19 protein-coding genes are annotated in these 20,447 nt (G+C 61.5%); 13 read left to right on the top strand and 6 right to left on the bottom strand.

From position 1 onward, the window contains the following. Window positions 1–14 precede the first annotated feature (14 nt). The 12 genes from ABWI03_RS22755 to ABWI03_RS22700 all read left to right on the top strand — a co-directional run bounded on the left by ABWI03_RS22755 (window position 15) and on the right by ABWI03_RS22700 (window position 11,325). Complete coding sequence (locus ABWI03_RS22755) at window positions 15–1,358, top strand: M20 family metallopeptidase (protein ID WP_298776487.1); 1,344 nt, start codon at window positions 15–17, stop codon at window positions 1,356–1,358. Further along, on the top strand, window positions 1,358–2,314 hold the full coding sequence (locus tag ABWI03_RS22750; protein ID WP_298776483.1) for a DODA-type extradiol aromatic ring-opening family dioxygenase: 957 nt from the start codon (window positions 1,358–1,360) through the stop codon (window positions 2,312–2,314). Before ABWI03_RS22755 ends, ABWI03_RS22750 begins: the two co-directional genes overlap by 1 nt. A 30-nt stretch (window positions 2,315–2,344) precedes the next feature. Next, window positions 2,345–3,217, top strand: a complete 873-nt coding sequence (locus ABWI03_RS22745; protein ID WP_298776481.1) for an alpha/beta fold hydrolase — start codon at window positions 2,345–2,347, stop codon at window positions 3,215–3,217. A gap of 109 nt (window positions 3,218–3,326) precedes the next feature. Then, window positions 3,327–4,283 carry an NAD(P)-dependent oxidoreductase gene (locus tag ABWI03_RS22740; protein WP_298776478.1) on the top strand — a complete coding sequence of 319 codons (957 nt, stop codon included), beginning with the start codon at window positions 3,327–3,329 and terminating at the stop codon, window positions 4,281–4,283. 204 nt (window positions 4,284–4,487) lie between these two features. After that, window positions 4,488–5,471, top strand: a complete 984-nt coding sequence (locus ABWI03_RS22735; protein WP_298776476.1) for an ABC transporter substrate-binding protein — start codon at window positions 4,488–4,490, stop codon at window positions 5,469–5,471. Further along, window positions 5,468–6,331, top strand: a complete 864-nt coding sequence (locus tag ABWI03_RS22730) for an ABC transporter ATP-binding protein (RefSeq protein WP_296553318.1) — start codon at window positions 5,468–5,470, stop codon at window positions 6,329–6,331. The genes ABWI03_RS22735 and ABWI03_RS22730 overlap by 4 nt, the downstream gene beginning before the upstream one ends. Next, a complete protein-coding gene (locus ABWI03_RS22725) occupies window positions 6,328–7,164 on the top strand; it encodes an ABC transporter permease (RefSeq protein ID WP_138871461.1) in 837 nt (278 codons plus the stop codon). The genes ABWI03_RS22730 and ABWI03_RS22725 overlap by 4 nt, the downstream gene beginning before the upstream one ends. A 13-nt stretch (window positions 7,165–7,177) precedes the next feature. Then, window positions 7,178–7,963 carry a class II aldolase/adducin family protein gene (locus tag ABWI03_RS22720; protein WP_296553323.1) on the top strand — a complete coding sequence of 262 codons (786 nt, stop codon included), beginning with the start codon at window positions 7,178–7,180 and terminating at the stop codon, window positions 7,961–7,963. A gap of 134 nt (window positions 7,964–8,097) precedes the next feature. Next, complete coding sequence (locus ABWI03_RS22715) at window positions 8,098–9,108, top strand: NAD(P)/FAD-dependent oxidoreductase (protein WP_296553325.1); 1,011 nt, start codon at window positions 8,098–8,100, stop codon at window positions 9,106–9,108. 3 nt (window positions 9,109–9,111) lie between these two features. Then, window positions 9,112–9,432, top strand: coding sequence for a DUF362 domain-containing protein (locus ABWI03_RS22710; protein WP_021342539.1), 321 nt, complete (start codon window positions 9,112–9,114; stop codon window positions 9,430–9,432). Continuing rightward, entirely contained in the window at window positions 9,432–10,256 is an 825-nt protein-coding gene (locus ABWI03_RS22705) for an alpha/beta fold hydrolase (RefSeq protein WP_298776470.1), read from the top strand. Before ABWI03_RS22710 ends, ABWI03_RS22705 begins: the two co-directional genes overlap by 1 nt. Window positions 10,257–10,422: 166 nt before the next feature. Next, the gene (locus ABWI03_RS22700; RefSeq protein WP_283385090.1) at window positions 10,423–11,325 is read left to right on the top strand and encodes an IclR family transcriptional regulator; all 903 of its coding nucleotides are present in this window, start codon (window positions 10,423–10,425) and stop codon (window positions 11,323–11,325) included. Between the two features lie 7 nt (window positions 11,326–11,332). Here the strand turns inward: ABWI03_RS22700 and ABWI03_RS22695 are convergent, their stop codons facing one another. From ABWI03_RS22695 to ABWI03_RS22675, 5 genes are all read right to left on the bottom strand, one after another. Continuing rightward, complete coding sequence (locus tag ABWI03_RS22695; protein WP_298776467.1) at window positions 11,333–12,856, bottom strand: AMP-binding protein; 1,524 nt, start codon at window positions 12,854–12,856, stop codon at window positions 11,333–11,335. 44 nt (window positions 12,857–12,900) lie between these two features. Continuing rightward, entirely contained in the window at window positions 12,901–13,848 is a 948-nt protein-coding gene (locus tag ABWI03_RS22690) for a quinone oxidoreductase family protein (protein ID WP_298776465.1), read from the bottom strand. A gap of 50 nt (window positions 13,849–13,898) precedes the next feature. Continuing rightward, complete coding sequence (locus ABWI03_RS22685; protein ID WP_296553338.1) at window positions 13,899–16,223, bottom strand: CaiB/BaiF CoA-transferase family protein; 2,325 nt, start codon at window positions 16,221–16,223, stop codon at window positions 13,899–13,901. A gap of 129 nt (window positions 16,224–16,352) precedes the next feature. Beyond that, window positions 16,353–17,324, bottom strand: coding sequence for an ABC transporter substrate-binding protein (locus ABWI03_RS22680; protein ID WP_296553339.1), 972 nt, complete (start codon window positions 17,322–17,324; stop codon window positions 16,353–16,355). A 27-nt stretch (window positions 17,325–17,351) separates the two neighbouring features. Further along, entirely contained in the window at window positions 17,352–18,134 is a 783-nt protein-coding gene (locus ABWI03_RS22675) for an enoyl-CoA hydratase/isomerase family protein (RefSeq protein ID WP_296553341.1), read from the bottom strand. Between the two features lie 193 nt (window positions 18,135–18,327). On the opposite strand from ABWI03_RS22675, the gene tgt reads away from it, so the two are divergent. Continuing rightward, the gene (gene tgt / locus ABWI03_RS22670) at window positions 18,328–19,617 is read left to right on the top strand and encodes a tRNA guanosine(34) transglycosylase Tgt (RefSeq protein ID WP_391622587.1); all 1,290 of its coding nucleotides are present in this window, start codon (window positions 18,328–18,330) and stop codon (window positions 19,615–19,617) included. Here tgt and ABWI03_RS22665 read toward each other — a convergent pair. After that, on the bottom strand, window positions 19,608–20,342 hold the full coding sequence (locus ABWI03_RS22665; protein ID WP_166813165.1) for a queuosine precursor transporter: 735 nt from the start codon (window positions 20,340–20,342) through the stop codon (window positions 19,608–19,610). The genes tgt and ABWI03_RS22665 overlap by 10 nt on opposite strands. Window positions 20,343–20,447 lie beyond the last annotated feature (105 nt).

Raw genomic sequence — 20,447 nt, 5'->3', positions numbered from 1 at the left:
CATCAGGTCAATCCATGACCACTGCGAGGGCCGACGCTCTCGCAGGGCTAGGCGACGAGCGCCGGGAATGGGTCGAGCGAGCCTACGCCCATGTCGATCGTGCGCGATTGCGGGATCTCGCCACTTCGGTGGTGAACATTCCCAGTCCGACGGGTGACGAAGCACCGCTGGCCCGCCACATCACGGCGGTCTTGGCAGCGTCGGGCATCGAGGCCCACACAATGGATCTCGATGATCGACAAGCGAACTCGTGGGGAAGGCTCCGCGGTGACGGGTCCGGACCGGATCTGTTGCTGTATGCGCCGATCGACACCGTCACGACGGGCGATCCGGCGGAAGACCTGCCGTGGGTGGGAAACGAGTTGCGAGCGGATCTGACGCCGCATGCTCAGTTCGACGAGAACTACGTGATCGGATTGGGTGCGTCGAACCCCAAAGGCCACGCCGTCTGCATCGTCGCGGCGGCCGAAGCAATTGCCGCAGCGGGTATTCCGCTCCGCGGTGACTTGGTACTCGGATTCGGCGCCGGCGGTATGCCGACCAATGCCCGCCCGGGCGTCGGAAACCCCCGACGCAACACCGGCCAGGGCGTCGGCTGCTCGTTCCTCCTGGAACAGGGAGTGTGGGCGGACTGTGCGCTGATCGCCAAGCCCGGCTGGACGGTTTCCTGGGAAGAAGTGGGCCTGGCCTGGTTCGAGATCACGGTGCACGGTCTGCACACCTACGTCGGCTCGCGCCACCGGTTGCCGTACCGCAACGCGATTACCGCCGCCGGCGAGGTGGTCGCCAAGTTGGAGGAATGGTTCCCGAAGTACTCGGCGGCGCATCAGGACGGTTTGGTTGCGCCTCAGGGGATCGTTGCCAACATCCGCGGCGGGTGGGAGCGAACAGCGTCGTTCACCCCCGAGCAGGTGCGCCTTACCGTTGATCTGCGGCTCAACCCGCGGACGACGCCCACCGCGGCCAAGCGTGAGCTCAAAGCCGTCGTGGCGGAGATCGCACAATCGCTGGATCTGCAGATCGACGTCGAACAGGTTCTTGCCATCCCCGGTGAGGGTTCCGACCCTCGAATGTGGTTGCGCCGCGCCGCGGTCGACGCGTGGGAAGCTGCCGAAGGGAAGCCGCATCAGGATTTCTTCGACGCCAGTGGGGCCACTGACGCAAACATCCTGCGCAGCCGCGGCATCCCGACGATTCGGGTGGGTATGCCCAAGGTGGTCGACGCACCGTTCGAGGTGGACTTCGCGATGGGGATGAACACTGTGGATCTGGCTGCGGCGGAGAGATTTACGAAGTATCTGATCCGAGTGGCCCTCGACACCGTCACCCGCTCGCTCGAGGAAGTAGGAATCGACTGATGGCGAAAATAGTTCTGGGTATCGGTGCCTCCCACAGCACCTTGATGAACACCCATTGGGAAGAGACGACGCACAAGGCGGAGGCCGAACGCTTCCGGGACGCGCTGTATCTGAGCCGGGAGAGGATCGCGGCGTCGAAACCCGATGTCGTCTTGATTCTCGGCTCCAACCACTTTCGCGGTTTTTGGCTGGATCTGATTCCGGCGTTCACTCTCGGCGTCGGAGAGTGCATTTCCAGTGGTGAATCAGGAACACCCAAGGGGCCGCAACGGGTCGATGTGGACTTCGCCAGGCACCTTGCAAACGAGCTGATCGAAGGTGGCCGGTTCGATCTTGCCTACTCGGCGCGATTGCAGATCGATCATGGGCAGTCTCACGCGATTCAGTACCTTCTCGACGGAATCGACGTTCCGATAGTTCCGTTGGTGGTCAACGTATTCGCGCCGCCTCTCCCGACGTTCAAGCGATGTGAGGAATTGGCGAAGGCCCTGCGGGATGCCGTTGCGTCGTATCCGGCGGATACCCGCGTCGTGGTGATCGCGTCCGGCGGATTGTCTCATCGGCTGCCCTGGCCGGACTGGCGTGATCCGCACGGTGAGGACGAGGATTTCATGGTTCAAGCCTGGCTGGACGGCCGGGAGAACTGGTCCGACTACGACGTCCGGCGACGCCAGATCATCCGCGCGGCCGATGCCGCGATCACTCCGGAGTTCGATGACCGAATTCTTGATCTGTTTGCCAGCGGCAAGGCAAGTGAGCTTGCCGAGTTCACGACGCAGCAGATCGAAGACGAGGCGGGCAACGGTGCGCAGGAGCTGCGGACCTGGCTCATGATGGCCGCGATGCTCGACTACGTTCCGGGCGAACGCCTTGCCTACGAAGCGATTCCCGAGTGGCTCACCGGTATGGGTGTCACGATTCTCGATCCAGCTGGAACAGCCAGCGCAACAACATAATCTGCACCTTCAGTAAAGGAAGTTTCTCTGATGACAATCTGGAACGAACTTGCCGGGCTCGATTTCGAGTTGACGACCGTCGACGCCGGCGGTGTGCCCACGCGCTCTCTGCAGGCAGGATCCGGTGACGAGGCCGTGATCTTCCTGCACGGCACCAGCGGACACCTCGAGGCATTTGCACGCAATATTGCACCGCACGCCGAGTCTTACCGGGTTCACGCGATCGACATGCTTGGCCATGGTTACACCGGCAAGCCTGACTACCCGTACGAGATTCCGCGTTACGTCGAGCATTTGGTGACCTACCTCGACGCGGTCGGACTGGACCGTGTGCACTTGGTGGGCGAAAGCCTCGGTGGTTGGGTCGCTGCCTACCTGGCCAGCGAGCAGCCCGAACGTGTTCTGTCGCTGCAGTTGCTGGCAGCAGGTGGAACAGTCGCGAACCCGGTAGTCATGGAGCGCATCAAGACGTCGACCGCGAAGGCCGTCCAGAGCGACGATATCGAATTGACCCGCGCACGTATGCAGTTGCTCATGCACGATCCCGCCGATGCAACCGAGGAATTGGTTCAGGCTCGTCACCGGATCTACCATCAGCCTGATTTTGTCGCCAACATCCACAACCTTCTCTCCCTGCAGGAGATGGAGGTTCGCCAGCGGAACCTGCTGCGTCCGGATCGAATGGCACTCATCAAGGCGCCCACTCTTGTGGTCTGGGGCCAGGAAAATCCGTTCGGTGATGTTCCGGAAGCGAAGAAGATGGCCGAGGATATTCCGGGCGCTCAGCTCGAACTCTACTCGGAGTGCGGTCACTGGCCGCAGCACGAGCAGGCAGAGAAGTACAACCCGCTGAGCCTCGAGTTCTTGGCAAAGGCGTCAGCCGGCGCGAAGGCATCTATCTGAGAAGTTCCTGCCAAATATACTGCTGCGTAATGGAGCCGGCCTCTCGATCGGGAGGCCGGCTCCCGCCTTGCCGAAGGTACAGTCATCGTCTTACCGCGAAGGAGTTCTCGTGAAGAAAGTACTTCTGCTGACGGCCGACGCCGACAACGGGCTCGGTACCGCAATCCGTGACGCCGTCGGAGGTGAGGCGGAGGTAGTTCGATTGTCTGAGCGCACCACGGGGGCGCTCCGTGCGGAGTTGCCGACGTGCGACGTCGTGGTGGGGGACTGGAGTGGTGATCTGCCACTGGGCAAGGAGGAAGCAGAGCTCGGCCGGAATGTGCTCCTCGTCCAACAGCCCGGTGCCGGAACCAATTTCATCGATGTGGAAGCCTGGCGCGCCGTCGGAGTTCCGGTCGCGAATACTCCCGGCGCAAACGCGAATTCGGTTGCGGAGTGGGCAGTGCTGGCGGCAGGTGCGTTGTGCCGCTCCGTGTTCTGGGCGCACAACGAGGTTACCGATGGGCGCTGGCCACAGGAATCCATCCTGTCGCGCGATTGCCGCGATCTGGCGCAGTGCCGGGTCGGCGTCGTAGGTGTCGGTTCGATCGGCCGCCGGTGTGCAGAATTGTTTGCCGCCTTCGGTTGCGACGTCTACGTCACCGCGCGTTCGAGACCGCGTGACACTGTGGCTGCGACGTTTGTGTCGCTCGACGAGTTACTGCCTCTCGCGGAGGTGCTGGTGCTGGCCGTCCCGCTTGCGGAATCAACTCGGGGACTGATCAATTCCCGTCGAATTGCGCAGTTGCCCACCGGAGCGATCGTGGTCAATGTGGCGCGCGGCGCTGTCGTCGACGACGCGGCATTGGCGCGTGCCTTGCGTTCCAGGCATGTCGGCGGCGCTGCCCTCGACGTGTTCGACGTTGAACCACTACCGATTTCGAGCCCGCTTCGTGGATTCGATTCGACCCTCCTGAGCCCGCACGTCGCCGGTGGCAGCGCCGGAGCGCGTGCGTCGATCTACTCGATGACGGCGCAGAATGTCGCCAGTGCACTGCGCTCGCAGACAATTCGGTGGACATTGTGATTCGGTGGACATTGTGATCGAGGGCAGTGTTACCGCAGTATTTCGGTCTGCACGTTCCTCCAGGTGCAGTGTTTCGCCGAGGTAAGTTCCTGTCCCCGGTCCGCACGGTGGACCCGGTTGGTTCTCGGGTGTAGGTACACACAGCTAGGTTTGCTCTCCACGACCCGCAACTGCGGCACAGATCACAAACAAAGGTGTGAGTAGATGGCCTCGCTGTCAAAGTTTGGAAGGACTGCTCTTGTTTCGGCTGCGCTGCTGCTGACCGTTGCAACCGGCGCATGCAGCCGCCCGGCGACGCAAAGCACAGCTGATTCCGCCGGAAGTGGACCACTGCGTATCGCAGTCGGAATCGATGCTTCCTACGCTCCGTTCTTCGTGGCGGAACAGGAAGGCATGTTCGACGCCGCCGGTCTGGACGTCGAACTCGTCCAGTTCGGTCGTGGTGGCGAGGCCGTCGACGCACTCTCGACCGGCCAGGTCCAGATCGCCGGTAGCTCCGATACGACAACGATCGCCCAGTTGCGTCAGAATCCGTCGTTGCGTGCGATGTACGCGTACGAGGCGTCGGGTGACTACATCAAGGTCGTGCTGCGCAACGGTGTCGACTCACCGGCTGCGATCAAGAAGATGGGCATCGTCCCGGGTCTCAGCCAGATTTCGACGGACAAGTACCTTGCTGCCAACTCCATTGCCCCCGGTTCGGTCGAGATGATCTCGGCGACCCCGACGGACATGCCCGCGCTGCTCAGCCGCGGCGACATCGACGGGTTTGTCCTGTGGGAGCCGTGGCCGGCCACGGCCCTGGATCAGGGAACCGGCCACGTGGTGGCAGTAACCGGAGACTACGGCTGGTTCTATCATCATTGGGCGATCACGACGGCTCCGTGGCTGTCGGCCAACGAAGAGACAGCGCGAACCGTCGCGAAGGTGCTCGACGAGGCAACGCGCAAGGTCGAGTCCGATCCGGGCGTGGCAGCGTCCGCGACCAAGGCGGCTGTGAATGTCAGCGAGGATCAGACTATTGCCGCGGTGGACGAGATCGACTTCGCCGTGGTGAATCTCGAAGCTGCGGATGTCGAGTCGGCGCAGTCGATCGTAGATTTCTACAAGTCGATCGGTGTTCTCAGCGAACAGCCGGATCTCGAATCGGCAATGCTTCTGAATTGGTACAAGGATGGTGCACAGTGAGTATCGCAACAAGTAATTCGGCGTCCAGCTCGACAAATAGCGCGGGGGCAGGTGGTCCTGGCAAAAAGAACACCGGTGTTGCCATCGACGTGCTCGACCTCGGAATCAGCTTCGGCGCGGCGGAGATCGTCGCCGGAATCGACATGCATGTGCAGCCAGGTGAATTCGTCTGTCTGCTCGGTCCGAGCGGCTGCGGCAAGTCGACGTTGCTGTCGTCCATGGCTGGCTTCGTGGAACCAAGCGCCGGCGAGATCGTGTGCGACGGAGATGTCGTCGAAGGTAGTAACCGTCACGCCGGCATGGTGTTTCAGAGCTCCGAAGCGTTGTTCGAATGGATGACCGTGAGCCAGAACGTGGCCTACGGCCCCAGGATGCGTGGAGCGAACCGCAGCGAGCAGGCCGGTATCGCGGCCGAGTACCTCGCGATGGTCGGTTTGCCTCACGCGGGTGCAAAGTTCCCCTCGCAGCTGTCCGGCGGTATGCGGCAACGCGTTCAGATCGCGCGAGTTCTTGCCAACCAGCCGTCGTTGGTTCTCATGGACGAGCCGTTCGGTGCGTTGGACGCTCAGACTCGTCAGGTTCTGCAGACCGAACTCGACCGTATCTGGCGGCACACCCGCTGCACCGTGGTATTCGTGACTCACGATATCGACGAGGCGCTGACGTTGGCTGACCGTGTGATCGTGATGTCGGCCGGCCCGCGAGCCCGGATCAAGAGCGTCTACGAAGTCAATGCGGCTCGCCCGCGAGACCGCAACGATCCCGAGGTGATCGAGCTCTACGAGAAGCTGCGGGACGACATTCGGGCAGAAGTGGTTGCGTCGCTGCGGAACCAAGGCATTGAGGAGGACGAGCTGTGACGGCTGTAGTGACCGGTGGTTCAGCCGGTGTGAGAACAGCGAAGGTGGCGCAGACAAAGAAGCGTTCGTCGGCGCGGCGATCCAAGATTGTCAAAGCGACGCTGATGTATGCAGCCTCAGCGGCAATCGGTTTGGGCATCTGGTCGTTCCTGGCGTGGTGGTACGGGCCGACCACCATTGCATCACCGGCCGAGGTATGGTCGGCGGCACAGGAACTGTGGGAGAGCGGCGTTCTGTGGTCGTCGATTACCGCGTCGGGCCAGCGAATTCTCATCGGCTGGTTCCTGGGTGTCGTGATCGGTGCTCCCGTCGGAATTCTGATGGGCCGCATTGCCATCGTGCGACAGCTCCTCGATCCGTACATCGAGTTCTTCCGGTTCATTCCGCCTATTGCGTTTGTCACTCTCGCCGTTGTCTGGTTCGGCATCGGTGAGACGTCGAAGGTTGTTCTGATCTTCTACACCTCGGTATTCATCGTCACGGTCAGCACGATTGCCGCGACCGTTGCGATCAGCGAGAACAAACTGCAGGCAGCGGCGAATCTTGGTGCCAACAAGCTTCAGATCATGAAGACAGTGGTCTTGCCCTCGTCGATCCCCGGCATAGTCACCGGCGCTCGCCTGGCGATGGGCAACAGCTTCCTCACCATCGTGTCGGCGGAGATCGTCGCCGCCGATCAGGGTATCGGTTCGATGATCTGGCAGGCTCGAAACTACGGCCGGATCGACTGGACGTTTGTCGGCATCATCGTCCTGGGCATCATGGGTTTCATCTTCGACCGGATCCTCCGCATTCTGTCCTCGCGGTACCTCGCCCGTTACGGCGTCAAATAGTCAGGAGCGCAGCATGAATCACCCGCTGAGCATTGCCGAGCAGGCCGGTATTCCGGGACCGCCAGAGTTCGCCGACGTCGAGAGTGAGCGGCGTCGACGCAAGACCGCCGTCATCGGCGGGTATCGGATCCTGTCGAAATTCGGTTTGGACGAGGGAATCTCGGGACATATCACCGCTCGAGACCCGGAAGATCCGCAGACTTTCTGGACTGCGCCGTTCGGGCGGCACTTCTCCCAGGTTCTGCCGGAGGAACTGCTGCATGTGGCGTCGGACGGCACGGTCATTTCCGGAAACGGACCGCTCAACCGAGCAGCGTTTGTCATCCACAGCAAGGTTCACGAGGCTCGTTCCGACGTCATCGGAGCTGTTCACGCTCACGGTTTGAACGGTAAGGCGTTCTCCTCGCTGCACACCCGACTCGCACCGATCACTCAAGACGCGTGCGCCTTTCACGAGGATCACTCGATCTACGAGGAATATCACGGGGTGGCGCTGGACGAAGAGGAGGGGATCCGCATCGCGGATGCCCTCGGATCGAACAAGGCCGTGATCCTCACCAACCACGGCCATCTGACCGTCGGAACGTCCGTGGAGAGCGCAGTGTGGTGGTATGTGTCGATGGAGCGGTCGATGCAGGCGGAGTTGACGGCGCGAGCCGCCGGTGATCCGGTTGTCCTGCACGAGAAGATCGCGGCGCAGACCCACGAGGCAGTCGGCACCGAGAAGGTGGGGTGGTTTGCGTACTCGACTATCATCCAGAAGATCGCAGCAGACGAACCCGAGGTATTCGCGTACTGAATTCTTGCGAGCATGGGGCTCGTCGACCGAGAGGTCGGCGGGCCCTTTTCGTGTTGTCCCGCAACTGTTACCGAGGTCTGTTGAGCGGACCGGTTTCATTTGCGGGAGTCCGGCGGCGCAATACCGTATCGAGTGTGAAAACAACGTCTCCCACGGCGACCGACAACGAGATCGGCGTCGATATTCTGATCATTGGTGCCGGCCCCGCCGGGCTATACGGCGCGTACTACGCAGGCTTCCGCGGCCTCTCGGTTGCCGTGATCGATGCCCTTGTGGAACCGGGGGGACAGGTCAGTGCGATGTACCCGGAGAAGGCGATCCTCGACATCGCAGGATTCCCTTCGGTCAAGGGACGCAACCTCATCGAGGGTTTGATGGCGCAGGCCGCCCCGTTCGATCCGGTATACCTACTGGGCATGCAGGCTCGTGAGCTGTCGCATGACGACGACGGCCGGGTGCGGATCATCACCAGCGCGGGCCAGGTAGTGGTGGCCGGCGCGGTTGTCATCACCGGCGGCATCGGAACCTTCACCCCGCGTCCGTTGGCGAAGGGTTTGGAGTTCATGGATCGGGGGCTGAGTTACTTCGTCCCGGATTTGTCGGCGCACACCGGGAAAGATGTTGTCATCGTCGGTGGTGGCGACAGCGCATTCGACTGGGCCGTGCACCTGGAACCGATTGCCAAGTCCGTCACCCTGGTTCACCGGCGAGATCGTTTCCGCGCGCACAAGTCCACAGTTGCCAAGGTGCGGGAAAGCAGTGTCCAGGTTCTCGTCAACGCCGATGTCTCGGCGGTACGTGGAAATGGGTGGATCGGCGAGGTCGACATCACCTACAAACAAGACAAGAGCACGTCCACCCTGCCAGCGCAATCCGTCATCGCGGCATTGGGATTCACGGCCGACCTCGGTCCGATGATGGAGTGGGGAATTGAGATCGAAAATCGCCACATCGCGGTGAATACACGGATGGAGACGAATGTTTCGCGTGTGTATGCAGCCGGGGACATCACGGATTATCCCGGCAAGGTCCGGTTGATCGCCGTCGGTTTCGGTGAAGCCGCGACTGCGGTGAACAACGCTGCGGCAGCGCTGGATCCGGAAGCGGAGATCTTCCCCGGACACTCCACCGAACAGGAGGGTTAGGCCATGGCATTTGTCATCGGTGAAGCATGCATCGACTACACGGACCGATCGTGCATGGAAGAATGCCCCGTGGATTGCATCTACGAGGGTGATCGCAAGCTCTACATCAACCCGAACGAATGCATCGACTGCGGCGCTTGCGAATTGGCCTGCCCAGTGGAGGCGATCACCGTCGACCGGAAAGCAGACCCGGATTTCAAGGAAGACAACAAGCGCTTCTTCCTCGAGATCTTGCCTACACGTAGCGAGCCTGTCGGAAATCCGGGTGGTTCGGCAAAGATCGACATCGTCGGCGTCGATACTCCGATGGTTTCGGCGTTCTGATGACTGGCGGCCTGCAACTCGGATACGTGGATTCGTCCTTCGGGCAATTGCATTACGCGCAACAAGGTTCGGGTGATGCGATTCTCCTGCTTCATCAGGCGCCCCGTTCGTGGGACGAGTTCCGCGAGCTCATTCCACTCCTTGCCGACGACTTCCTCGTTGTCGCGATGGACATGCCGGGGTACGGCAACAGTGCTCCGGTGCCCGGCCCGCAGACCATCGAGACCTATGCGCGAGGCGCGTGGGAATTGCTCGACACCCTGGGCGTCGATCGAGTGACGGTCATCGGCCACCACACCGGTGCGGCAGTGGCGCTCGAGATGGCGGCATCACGCCCCGAGAGGGTGCACGCTGCCGTGCTCTCGTCGTGTCCGTGGACCGACTGCAGCTATCGCGAGGGGCACTCGGGACCCGGTGGGATCGATTGCGTCGACCGAGCCGCAGACGGTAGCCATCTCACCAGGCTGTGGGCGATGCGTCGCCCCTACTACCCGGAACCAGGCACCGCGCTACTCGACAGGTTCATCCGGGACGCGCTTGCCTACCGAGTTGATCCGGCGGAGGGCCACAAAGCCTGTGCCCGCTACGTCATGGAGACGAGGATCGGTTCGGTGACTGCCCCGGTTCTGCTGATCGGAGCGCAGAAGGATCCCTTCTCGATGCCCAACCTGGGCCCCTTGCAGACGAACCTGACAGGTGCGGCGGTCGTGGAAACGGCAATCGTCGAATCCGGGACGGTGGCTCTCATCGAAGAGCACGCCCCCCAGATCGCCGAAGCCGTCCGCGTGTTTCTAGAGAATTACGCAGGTAGACGCCCGGTGTAAACTCTGCGAGACGGGTTCACTGAGCGGACCGTGTGGCGTGCGTCTCACCGCACAGTCGCCATAGTCTGAGTATCGAAGCACCTGCACCCAGCGAGGACCCGACCGATTTCGGTCGCTGTGGCACTCGGTCTCGGCAGGCTGTCACAGATCGTTCAGGAGGACACTCATGGCCGCTCCACAACAATCCGTCGGGTTCGGATCGGTACTACCCATCGCGTCGGAAACGACCGCTGCATCGCAACCTGCAGGTGAACTGTCCTCGGTCCTGGGCAAGTCTCGAATGATCTTGGATGCTTTCGACACGGACCACAGCGATTTGTCTCTGACGGAGCTCACTCGGAGGAGCGGGGTCGCGAAAGCCACGGTTCACCGGTTGGCCGGTGAATTGGTCGAGTGGGGATTGCTCGAGCGCGCGGGTACCAAGTACAGGCTGGGCCTGCGTTTGTTCGAGCTGGGCCAATTGGTGCCACGTCAGCGGATTCTCAGGGATGCAGCCCTTCCGTATATGGAGGACCTTCTGTTGGCGACGCAGGAGACCGTTCATTTTGCGGTTCGTGACGGCATCGACGTTCTCTACATCGAGAAGATCATCGGGCATCGCGGGCTCAATCAGCAGTCGCGGGTAGCCGGTCGGCTCCCTTTGTACTGCACTGCGACTGGCAAGATTATTCTTGCCTTCTCTCCGCAGTCGGTTTTCGACGAGGTTGTCGAGCAGGGTTTCACCGCATTGACCAGCCGAACGACGATGTCCGTCAGCGTGCTGCGCCAACAACTCGAGCGAATGCGCAAGGAACAACTCGCAGTGGAAGTCGAGGAGACGCGGCTCGGATACATGAGTGTTGCCGTACCCGTGTTCAGTGGGCCGCGCACCCTGGCGGGCGCGCTGTCGGTGACTGCTCCGACGGCTCGGCTCAACGTCAGCCGGATCACCGGCGCACTGCGAACTGCAGGCGTCGGGATCACTCGAAAGCTCCATGCCATGAAATGCACACATTCACCCAGCGACCCGCTCGCTCTACGCACCATCTGCAGCCCGGTGATGTGCTCTTTCAACGGTTGCGGTAAGTAGGGCGCACCTAGCGACGTGCGCGGAACTCGCTCTTCTCGCAGTCCCAGGTCTGCGAGCCGACGCCCCGAGCCCGTAGCACTGCTTTCTGCACCTTTCCGGTCTCTGTGAGTGGCAACGATTCTACGACGTCGATATACCGGGGAAGGGCGAAATACGGAAGATGAATCTGGGAAAAATCCAGAATCGAGGTGGGGTCGAAATCTCTTCCGGGGCGCAGGATCACGGTTGCCATGACGTCGTCTTCGGCCAGGTCCGACGGCACCGGGAAGACCGCAACCTGACTGACCGAAGGGTGTAGCGCCAGGACTGCTTCCACCTCGGCGCCGGAAATGTTCTCACCTCGACGTCGAATGACATCCTTGATTCGATCGACAAATCGGAACCATCCGCCCTCCTCGCGAATCACCCTGTCTCCGGTTTGGATCCAGCTTCCCGGCTCGGGGATAGGGTCGCCCAGATATCCCTGTGAACAGGCGCCTGCCACCGTGGTGCGGACTACCAGTTCGCCGGGCTCTCCGTCGGCCACAGCGGTACCGTTGTCGACGACGACGGCCTCGTAGCCGCTCATCACCATACCCATGTACCCGGCTCGTCGGTTTCCTGGAAGCGTGCCGATCACGAGATTGGTTTCAGTACTTCCGAATCCGTCCACAAGTTCCACACCGAATCTCTGTGCAAACGGTTCGATCAGATGTGTAGGGGTTGCCGGGGCAAGCGCTACGCGGACGCTGTGCTCTCGATCCTGTGACGACGGGTCAGCGTTCATCAGCATGGCAACCATCGCGCCCAGGAGATAGTCGACAGTCGCGCCGATCCGGCGAACCTCGTGCCAATGATTCCGGACCGAAAAATGTTGACCCAGTACAAAAGTCGACCCTGCCCAGAGGGACTGAACAAATGTATTGAGCGCATTCGTGTGAAAGAGCGGCAAGCAGTTGTAGAGGACGTCATCCGCGGTGAGCCCCAGTGAGGCGCCGACGCCTTTGCCCCACTGCAGGAACTGCGCGTGCGGGCATCGGACGCCTCGGGGCAGACCGGTGGTGCCGGAGGTGAAGAGTATCGCGGCTAGGTCGAGCGGATCGAGGGTCTCGGGCTCGCAGCCAGGATGCGAACCGGCAGTGGGGACGTATTGTTCACCCATAACCCACACGGTACCGTCGAATCCGGTTACAGCGAACGAGTATTCGGGTGAAACCAGGATCCGTTGCACGCCGGCCTGTTCGAGTGCACTGGCAACACTGTCGGCTCGGAGGGCCGTATTGAGCGGGACGACAACCGCACCGATCCACGCGCATCCGAGAACAAGGTCTGCCAGTTCGATCCTGTTGCCGGACAGTGCCGCCACGCGCTCCCCACGGCTGACGCCGTGATTACGGAGATCCGCCCCCATCGACGCTGCACGATGCCGCAGTTCGCGGTAGGTGACCGTGATCCCGTCGACGACGAGGGCCGGGTGCTCGGGGCGCTCCACGGCTCGCTTCCGGATCAACTCCGGAAGCGAACGCGGAACGGCATGTGTGTCGCGGGGCATGAACGACTCCTTGCCGATAACTCGTAAGACGGGAACTATCCCTGTCAGGGTACGACGACGGCCCGTCCGGCAACCTTGCCCTCGCCCATCAATTGCAGTGCAGTTGCGATGTCATCGAGCGGAAATTCCTGTACCGCAACGGAAATCTTGCCCTCGACAAGGAGCCGAATCATCTCCGGTGCCAGTTCGGCTTGGCGGGCTGTCTTGCGAATCATATTGACGGGCAGAATTCGGACGTCGCTGAGCAGCCAGTTCGGCAAGTCGAGGGTGAGGCTCTTGCCCAACGTGTACCCGATCAGTGCCGCGCGCCCACCGGGGACAACACTTGCCAGAAGGTGCGGCAAGCCGTCACCCCCAAGTGTGTCGATTACCGCGTCGACGCTGGGTTCGGAACCCAGCACGCCGGCAAGTTCGTCGCCCTGTCCGACGACAGGGCACACGCCCTCCGGAAGCAGCACAGCCTGATCCGCGCGCGGGACGACACCGATCACCTCGGACGCTCCGGCAAGCAGGGCAAACTGCGCTGCCATCGATCCGACTGCCCCCGACGCCCCGGCGACGACAACTCGTTCGCCCGGAGCGACGGCTGCTACGTCATTGACGGCAACGTAGCCGGTTGTGCTGGGCAAGAAAAAGGTTGCCGCGACGGCCGGTGAAAGCGCGGGATCGAACGGCGTGAATGCCTTGTCCGCTGCCACCAGATACTCGGCCCAACAGCCGTTCTTGAACAGGCCGACTCCGCCACCTCGGACGAGAAGGCGCGTCCCAGGCTCGTAAGTGTCGGATTCGATTACCGTCGCAGCACCATCGGTTCCGCCGATATGCGGCAGATTCGGCTTGACTCCGAAGTTTCCGCTCGCGACGGTGATGTCGAGATGACCGAGCGCAGCAGCGTCGATCCGTACCAAGGTCTGGCCCGTTTCGCGTGCGGGAATATCGACGTCGTCGATGACCGGTGAGGTGCCGAACTGATGAAGTCGGGCCGCGCGCATGGTGTCTCCTTGAATCGATCGGTGAAAGGTGTTGAGGAATAAGAGTGCGGTCAGGACAGAATCGCCTGGTCGCGGAGCCGTGCGATGAGTTTGTCGTCGTAGTCGAGAACGGACTTCAGAACGTCGTCGGTGTCGGCACCCAGTACCGGCGCAGCGCGTCGGATCGAGCCGGGTTCGGAGTTACGGCGAACCGGGATGCCCTCGTGGAGGAAGGTGCCTGCGAGTGGATGTTCCTGCGGGGAATAGAAGTTGCGTTCCCGTAAGTGCGAATCGCGGTCGATCAGGTCGCGCCCGTCCTGGATGGTTCCAGCCGCGACACCTGCCGATTGCAGGCGCTCCATGACGGTCTCGGGAGGCAGAGTCCGGGTCCAGTCGGCGATCGCGTCGTCGATACGCTCCTGGTCAGCTCTGCGGTTCTCCGCATTCGTGAAGTCAGGATTATCGATCCATTTCTCCGCTCCGATGATGCGACACAATGTATTCCACTCCGTTGTGTTGCGAATGGCAATCGAACACCACTGGTCGCTGCCGAGGCACGGGTACACGCCATGCGGTGCGAGTTCGGGATGGCTGTTGCCGATCGGCTCGGGAGACTGCGACCGGGCAGCGCGGAGAACGCTGGTACCCATGTGTGCCGCCATGGCTTCGAGTTGGGACAGATCGATGTGCTGACCCCGACCTGTACGGTCGCGGTAGTCGAGGGCCGCCAGCACCGCGACTGCTGCTTGCAGTCCGGCGACTATGTCGCCGTGTCCGTAGATGACTCCGACGACGTCGTCGGAGTTCCAGCCGGTGAGCGAGGTCAATCCGGTACTTGCAGAAACGATGTCGGCATAGGACACCCAGTCCTTGCGAGGACCCGTGTGGCCCATGCCGGACATCGACACGTAGATGATGTCCGGGTTGAGTTCTCGCAGTTGCTCGTAGCCGAGCCCCATTTTGTCCATGACCGACGAGCTGAAATTCTCGACCACGACGTCCGAGTTCTCGATCAGGTCCCGCAGAACCGAAAGACCTTCGGTGGATCGGGTGTCGAGTGTGATGCTGCGCTTGTTGCGGTTGACATCGTTGAAGTATCCGCTGGTGTTCGGATTGTCATGGGGACCGCGAGACAGATGCATGAACGGTGCAAAGCGTGTGGGGTCAGGCCGCCCGTTCGACTCGACCTTGATTACCTCGGCTCCGTGATCGGCCAGGATTCTGGTGCCGTACGGCCCCGCGAGTACCCACGTCAGATCGAGCACGCGGATACCTTCGAGGCTGAGGGTGGAATCGTCACTATCTCCCAATATTTCGTGCACGGGCGCACATGGATTGGCGTGCAAGAGATCTTGATGCTGACCCAGCCTGGCAGCCTCGAGTTTGCCGATGCGTCGGCCTTCCGGGAACGCGAAGCCGAATCCGAGATCACGGTATGTGCCGTGGTCGCCGGTCACGTCGGTGAAGAAGTCCCGATCGTTGAGTTGTGGGTTGAGCAACAGTTCGTCGGGCCGATCTACCGCGGCCCAAGGCAATTTGCGTGATTGCGCGCTGACCGCGAATTCTTCCTTCGGCCACTTCGAGATGAAGGTCGACAGAACGTCGAAGATGTGTTCCTGGTGTGTCTTTCGGTAGACCGCATCGGACCACTGGGGTTGATCGAGGTCGCCCTGCGCGTCGTTCTCGATCAACCATGCAAGCATCCCGTCCCACATGCGGGGGCTGCCGCCGAGTCCACCACCGACGTAACCGTCGGCGGCCGGAAACAATCCGTGCGGAACGAGCGGATGCACCCGGCCCGGACGTGGCGGCACACGGTCCTCGTGAATGTAGGCGAGAGTGCCCGCTTCCAGGGCGGCGGCAACACATTCTTGAGCGCTGATTTCCAGCAATGCGCTCTGGCCTCTGGCTCGCGAACGCAAGCCGAGAAGAGCACCGATTGCGGCATTGATTCCGGCGAGTTGTTCAGCCTGGAGTTCAGGGAGCAGGAGTGGAGGGCGATCGGGGTCACCGACTTGAGCCATCATTCCGCCGAGTGCCGCCACGGTGAGGTTTGTTGCCTGCCAATCCCTTCGAGGACCCGATGTGCCGAACGGTGTGACTCGGACGTGCACGAAGGGGTTTCGACTGTTTGTCGGAGTCCCGGTCGCGCTGCCGTCGAGCAGGATGTCAGTACCGCGAAGAAGTGTGTCGAAGGCGAGACGATCATCGTCGTTGTCGAGATCGAGGACCACCGACTTCTTGCCTGCGTGCCAGTGCAGGTACGAATCTCCTTGGGACTCGGCGCGGCTGGGGTCACCGGTCGGTGGTTCCACCAGAACGACTTCGAAGCCCAGGCCGACGAGGATGCGCCCGGCGAATCGCGTGAACGGACTGGAAATCTCTACAACCCGCACCGGGGAATGCACCACAACTACTCCGTTTCAATCCGAGATGAGGCCGAACCGACTGTTGTCGAACGTAGTTCTAGGGGCCGGTCGGCGACATGGTTACGGTCTGCCCACCGGACCCGCTCTCACTCGCGTTCAGGTGGCGTTCTGCTCGAACCATCCCGAGAGGAGGACGGCAGACGGATCGATGTCCGCGGAGATCTTGCCCTGCGCACGGAAGAACGCAACAAGTTCGTTCGCTCGCTCCACATCATCATCGGTGAATCCGCGCCCGCCGAAATCGATTTGGGTCACCCGGTCTGCCGCCTCGGTGGGGTCCATTTGGATGGACGCGGCAATCGCGGTCGCAGCGCGGGCGGGATCGGAGTTCACGATTGCCGATGCCTCGGAGATCACCTTGAACACCTTTCCCGCGGTCTCTTCGTTCGCGGACAGCCAATTATCAGAAGCGATGATCCACTGCGCATACTTGGCGCCGAAATCGCCGGTTGTGGCAACAACGCGTCCGCCTGTATTCACGCTCTGTGTCACCCAGGGGTCGAAGGAGAGAAAACCGTCGATGTCGCCGCGCGCCAACAAGGCGGGTTGTTCGGGCGGACTCGTACTCACAAGCGTGACCGTCGCGGGATCGATGCCGAGGCTGGCGAGGTACTGGTTCGTGAAGTAGAGACCGATACCGGGGAAGACACCCAGGGTCTTTATCGATTTCGGTTCGACGCCGTTTCGCAGAACTACCTGGAAGTACCGGTCGGATTCCTGGAACACGCCCAACGCCCTCAGGCTCGGATTGGCAGCCATGACGGAAAGCGCCGTCGAGTCGGCATTGCCGGATAATTCCGAGGTTCCGGCTACGACGTTCTGTGCGCCGGCCGCTCCACCCTCCGTCTGGATGACCTGGACGTCGAGGCCTGCGGCCTGGAACATGCCCTCGCGGTCTGCCAGGAAAATCGGGGCGTACGACGGGTCCACTCCCACAGCGATCCGTACCAGGCCACCGCTTTCCGCGGAGTTGTCGGTCGCGGGGCGAGTGCAGCCGCTGACAGCGATCGAGAGGGCTGCGAGGGCAGCGACCGTGCCAACCCACTTGTTCTGAAATCTGTTGAGCATGATGACCTCTCGGTAAAGGTGGAGTTTTCAGCGGCCAGTGAAGGTGGGGGGCCGCTTGTCGAGGAAGGACTGAAGGCCCTCGGCAGCATCGTCCGTCTTGATCAGTTCGAGCACGGCGTCGAACTCGAGGTCCAACGCTTGATCTAGTGGCAACGAAATTCCTTCTTCAACAATGCGTTTGATCATTCCGATGGTGGCCGTGGGCTTCGCTGCGAGTTCGTGAGCAAGGTCGGCGCAATGTGTATCGAGCTCGTCGTCCGCAACGACAGTGTCGACCAGGCCGATGTCACATGCACGCTCGGCACTGAGTCGTTTGCCCTCGATCATGAGCACTTTGGCTCGGTGTGTACCGACCAGCCGTGGAAGCCGTTGACTGCCACCCGCACCTGGAAAGAGACCCAGACCGATCTCGGGGAAGCCGATGGTCGCGGACTGCGCCATGACCCGGAAGTCGCAGGCCAAGGTCAATTCTGCTCCGCCGCCGAGTGCGTGTCCGTTGATCTTCGCGATAACAGGTTTCGGTGCCTTCTCGAGGATCCGTTGTACTTCGACCCACGGGCGCATCGCTCGCTGAGTCTCTTCGGTCAAGTTACGCATCACCGTGATGTCCGCGCCGGCGACGAAGAAGCGGCCCGTACCCGTGATGACGATGGCACGGACGCTTTGATCCGACGCGAGTGTCGGCAGTAAATCCAGAAGCTCGGCGATGAGGCTGGGATTGAATGCGTTGGCGGGAGGTTTGTCGATGACGACGGTGGCAATCGAGTCTGTGACGTCGACGGTGACAAAGTTGTAGGTCTGTCTCGTCAAGTGAGCTCCTGTCAGCGGGATGGCGGTGTACACCGGTCGAGCCGGAGGTGTGCCCAGGGAAGTATGTAGCGGCACTCTCAGACCGCGATACCGCTCGGGTCCGTTCAGTAGACCGATGCCGACCAGTGATCGCGCGGGACGTTTTTCTTGCTGTGATCATGTCGGTACTCAGCGCTGTGACAGGATTGAACCCGTGACTTCTGCAGTACCGACACCGCCCGAGCCCGTCGTCGACAAGCGTCCCGAGTCGATCTTCACGATGGGGACCAGGCTCGAGGACCGACTCGGACGAACCGGCACCATCCACACACCGCACGGCGATATCGCGACGCCGTCGTTCGTGGCCGTCGGAACCAAGGCCACGGTCAAGGCTGTGTTGCCCGAGTCCATGAAGGAACTCGGTGCGCAGTCGTTGCTCGCCAACGCGTACCACCTGTACCTGCAGCCGGGACCCGACATCGTCGACGAGGCCGGCGGGCTGGGCAAGTTCATGAACTGGGACGGGCCCACCTTCACCGACAGTGGCGGCTTCCAGGTCATGTCGCTGGGCGTCGGGTTCAAGAAGGTGCTGGCGATGGAGGCCGTCGGCGTGCAGTCCGACGACGTCATCGCGAAGGGCAAAGAGCGCCTCGCGACGGTCGACGACGAGGGTGTGACGTTCAAATCGCACCTCGACGGCAGCAAGCATCGCTTCACCCCCGAGGTGTCGATGCAGATTCAGCATCAGCTCGGCGCCGACATCATGTTCGCGTTCGACGAGCTCACCACGTTGCTCAACACCCGCGGCTATCAGGAGCGATCGGTCGAGCGCACGCAGGCGTGGGCGATTCGCTGCATCAACGAGCACGAGAAGCTCACCGCTGAACGCGCCGACAAGCCCTACCAGGCGCTTTTCGGTGTCATCCAAGGTGCGCAGTACGAGGATCTGCGTCGTCAGGCCTGCCGTGGCCTCGAATCGATCGAAGGCGAGAACGGATACGGCTTCGACGGTTACGGCATCGGTGGTGCCTTGGAGAAGCAGAACCTCGGAACGATCGTGCGCTGGTGCAACGAGGAACTACCCGAGAACAAGCCACGTCACATGCTCGGTATCAGTGAACCGGACGACTTCTTCGTCGCAATCGAGAACGGTGCGGACACTTTCGACTGCGTCAATCCGTCGCGTGTTGCTCGCAATGCAGCGATCTACGTCCGCTCCGGCCGGTTCAACATCAACACCAGCCGTTTCCGTCGTGACTTCACACCTATCGACGACGAGTGCGACTGCTACACCTGCGCCAACTACACCCGCGCGTACATCCACCATCTGTTCAAGGCGAAGGAAATGCTCGCGTCGACACTCTGCACCATCCACAACGAGCGATTCACCGTGAAGCTGGTCGACGACATCCGAGCCAGCATCGAAGGCGGCTACTTCCACGACTTCAAGTCGGACATGCTCGGAAAGTTCTACGCGGCGAAGACGCCTGCACCTCAGGCGTAGGTCGGTTCGCGCTTCTTCACGTAAGCGATGACGCGGTAGGTGATCGGCATGACCAGCACCTCGACAAGCGTCTTCCACAGGAAGCCGACCAGCACGTAGTTGATGAAGTCTTCCCAGGTGCTGATGCCGATGACACCGGCCGCGATGGAACAGAAGATGAGGGTGTCGGCGAATTCGCCGACGACGGTCGAGCCGATCAGGCGCGCCCACAGGTGCTTCTCCTGCATACGCTTCTTCATCATCACCAGGACCAGTGAGTTCAACAGCTGGCCGACGAGGTAGGCGGCCAAGCCTGCGACCAGTAGCCGAGGAATGACGCCGACCACGGTCTCGAGGGCAGCCTGGTTCTCGTAGAACTCCGCTGACGGGAGTTGCACTGCAATCCAGAAGCACGCAGCGGCAAGAATCAGTGCGCCGAAGCCCAGGTAGATCGCGCGTCGGGTCGCCTTGAAGCCGTAGACCTCGCTGAGCACGTCACCGAGGACGTAGGCGAGCGGGAACAAGAAGAATCCACCATCGGTGATGATGGGCAGAATCTGTAAGGGACCGAGCGAGAAGTCGGAATCCGCAAAGAAGGCGACCCCCTTGGTCGCCGCCACATTCGAGATCAGCAGCGTTGCGGTGAAGAGCGCGACGATTGTCGGGTAATAACCCCGGCTGACGTGCGCAAATTTGGTTTCTTGGGTCGATTCGTCTTGCTGATCCTGAGCTGTCACGTCCGTCATCCAAGCACCACAAGGCGCTCGGATGCGAGTTGGCGACCGTCCAGTTGCGCAGAACACACCGAAGGCCCTGCGGTTTCACGTGGAACCGCAGGGCCTTCGAGGTAT

This window comes from Rhodococcus baikonurensis (assembly GCF_040489275.1).
GTDB lineage: Bacteria > Actinomycetota > Actinomycetes > Mycobacteriales > Mycobacteriaceae > Rhodococcus_F > Rhodococcus_F baikonurensis.
This window is presented reverse-complemented; position numbering and strand designations above follow the sequence as displayed.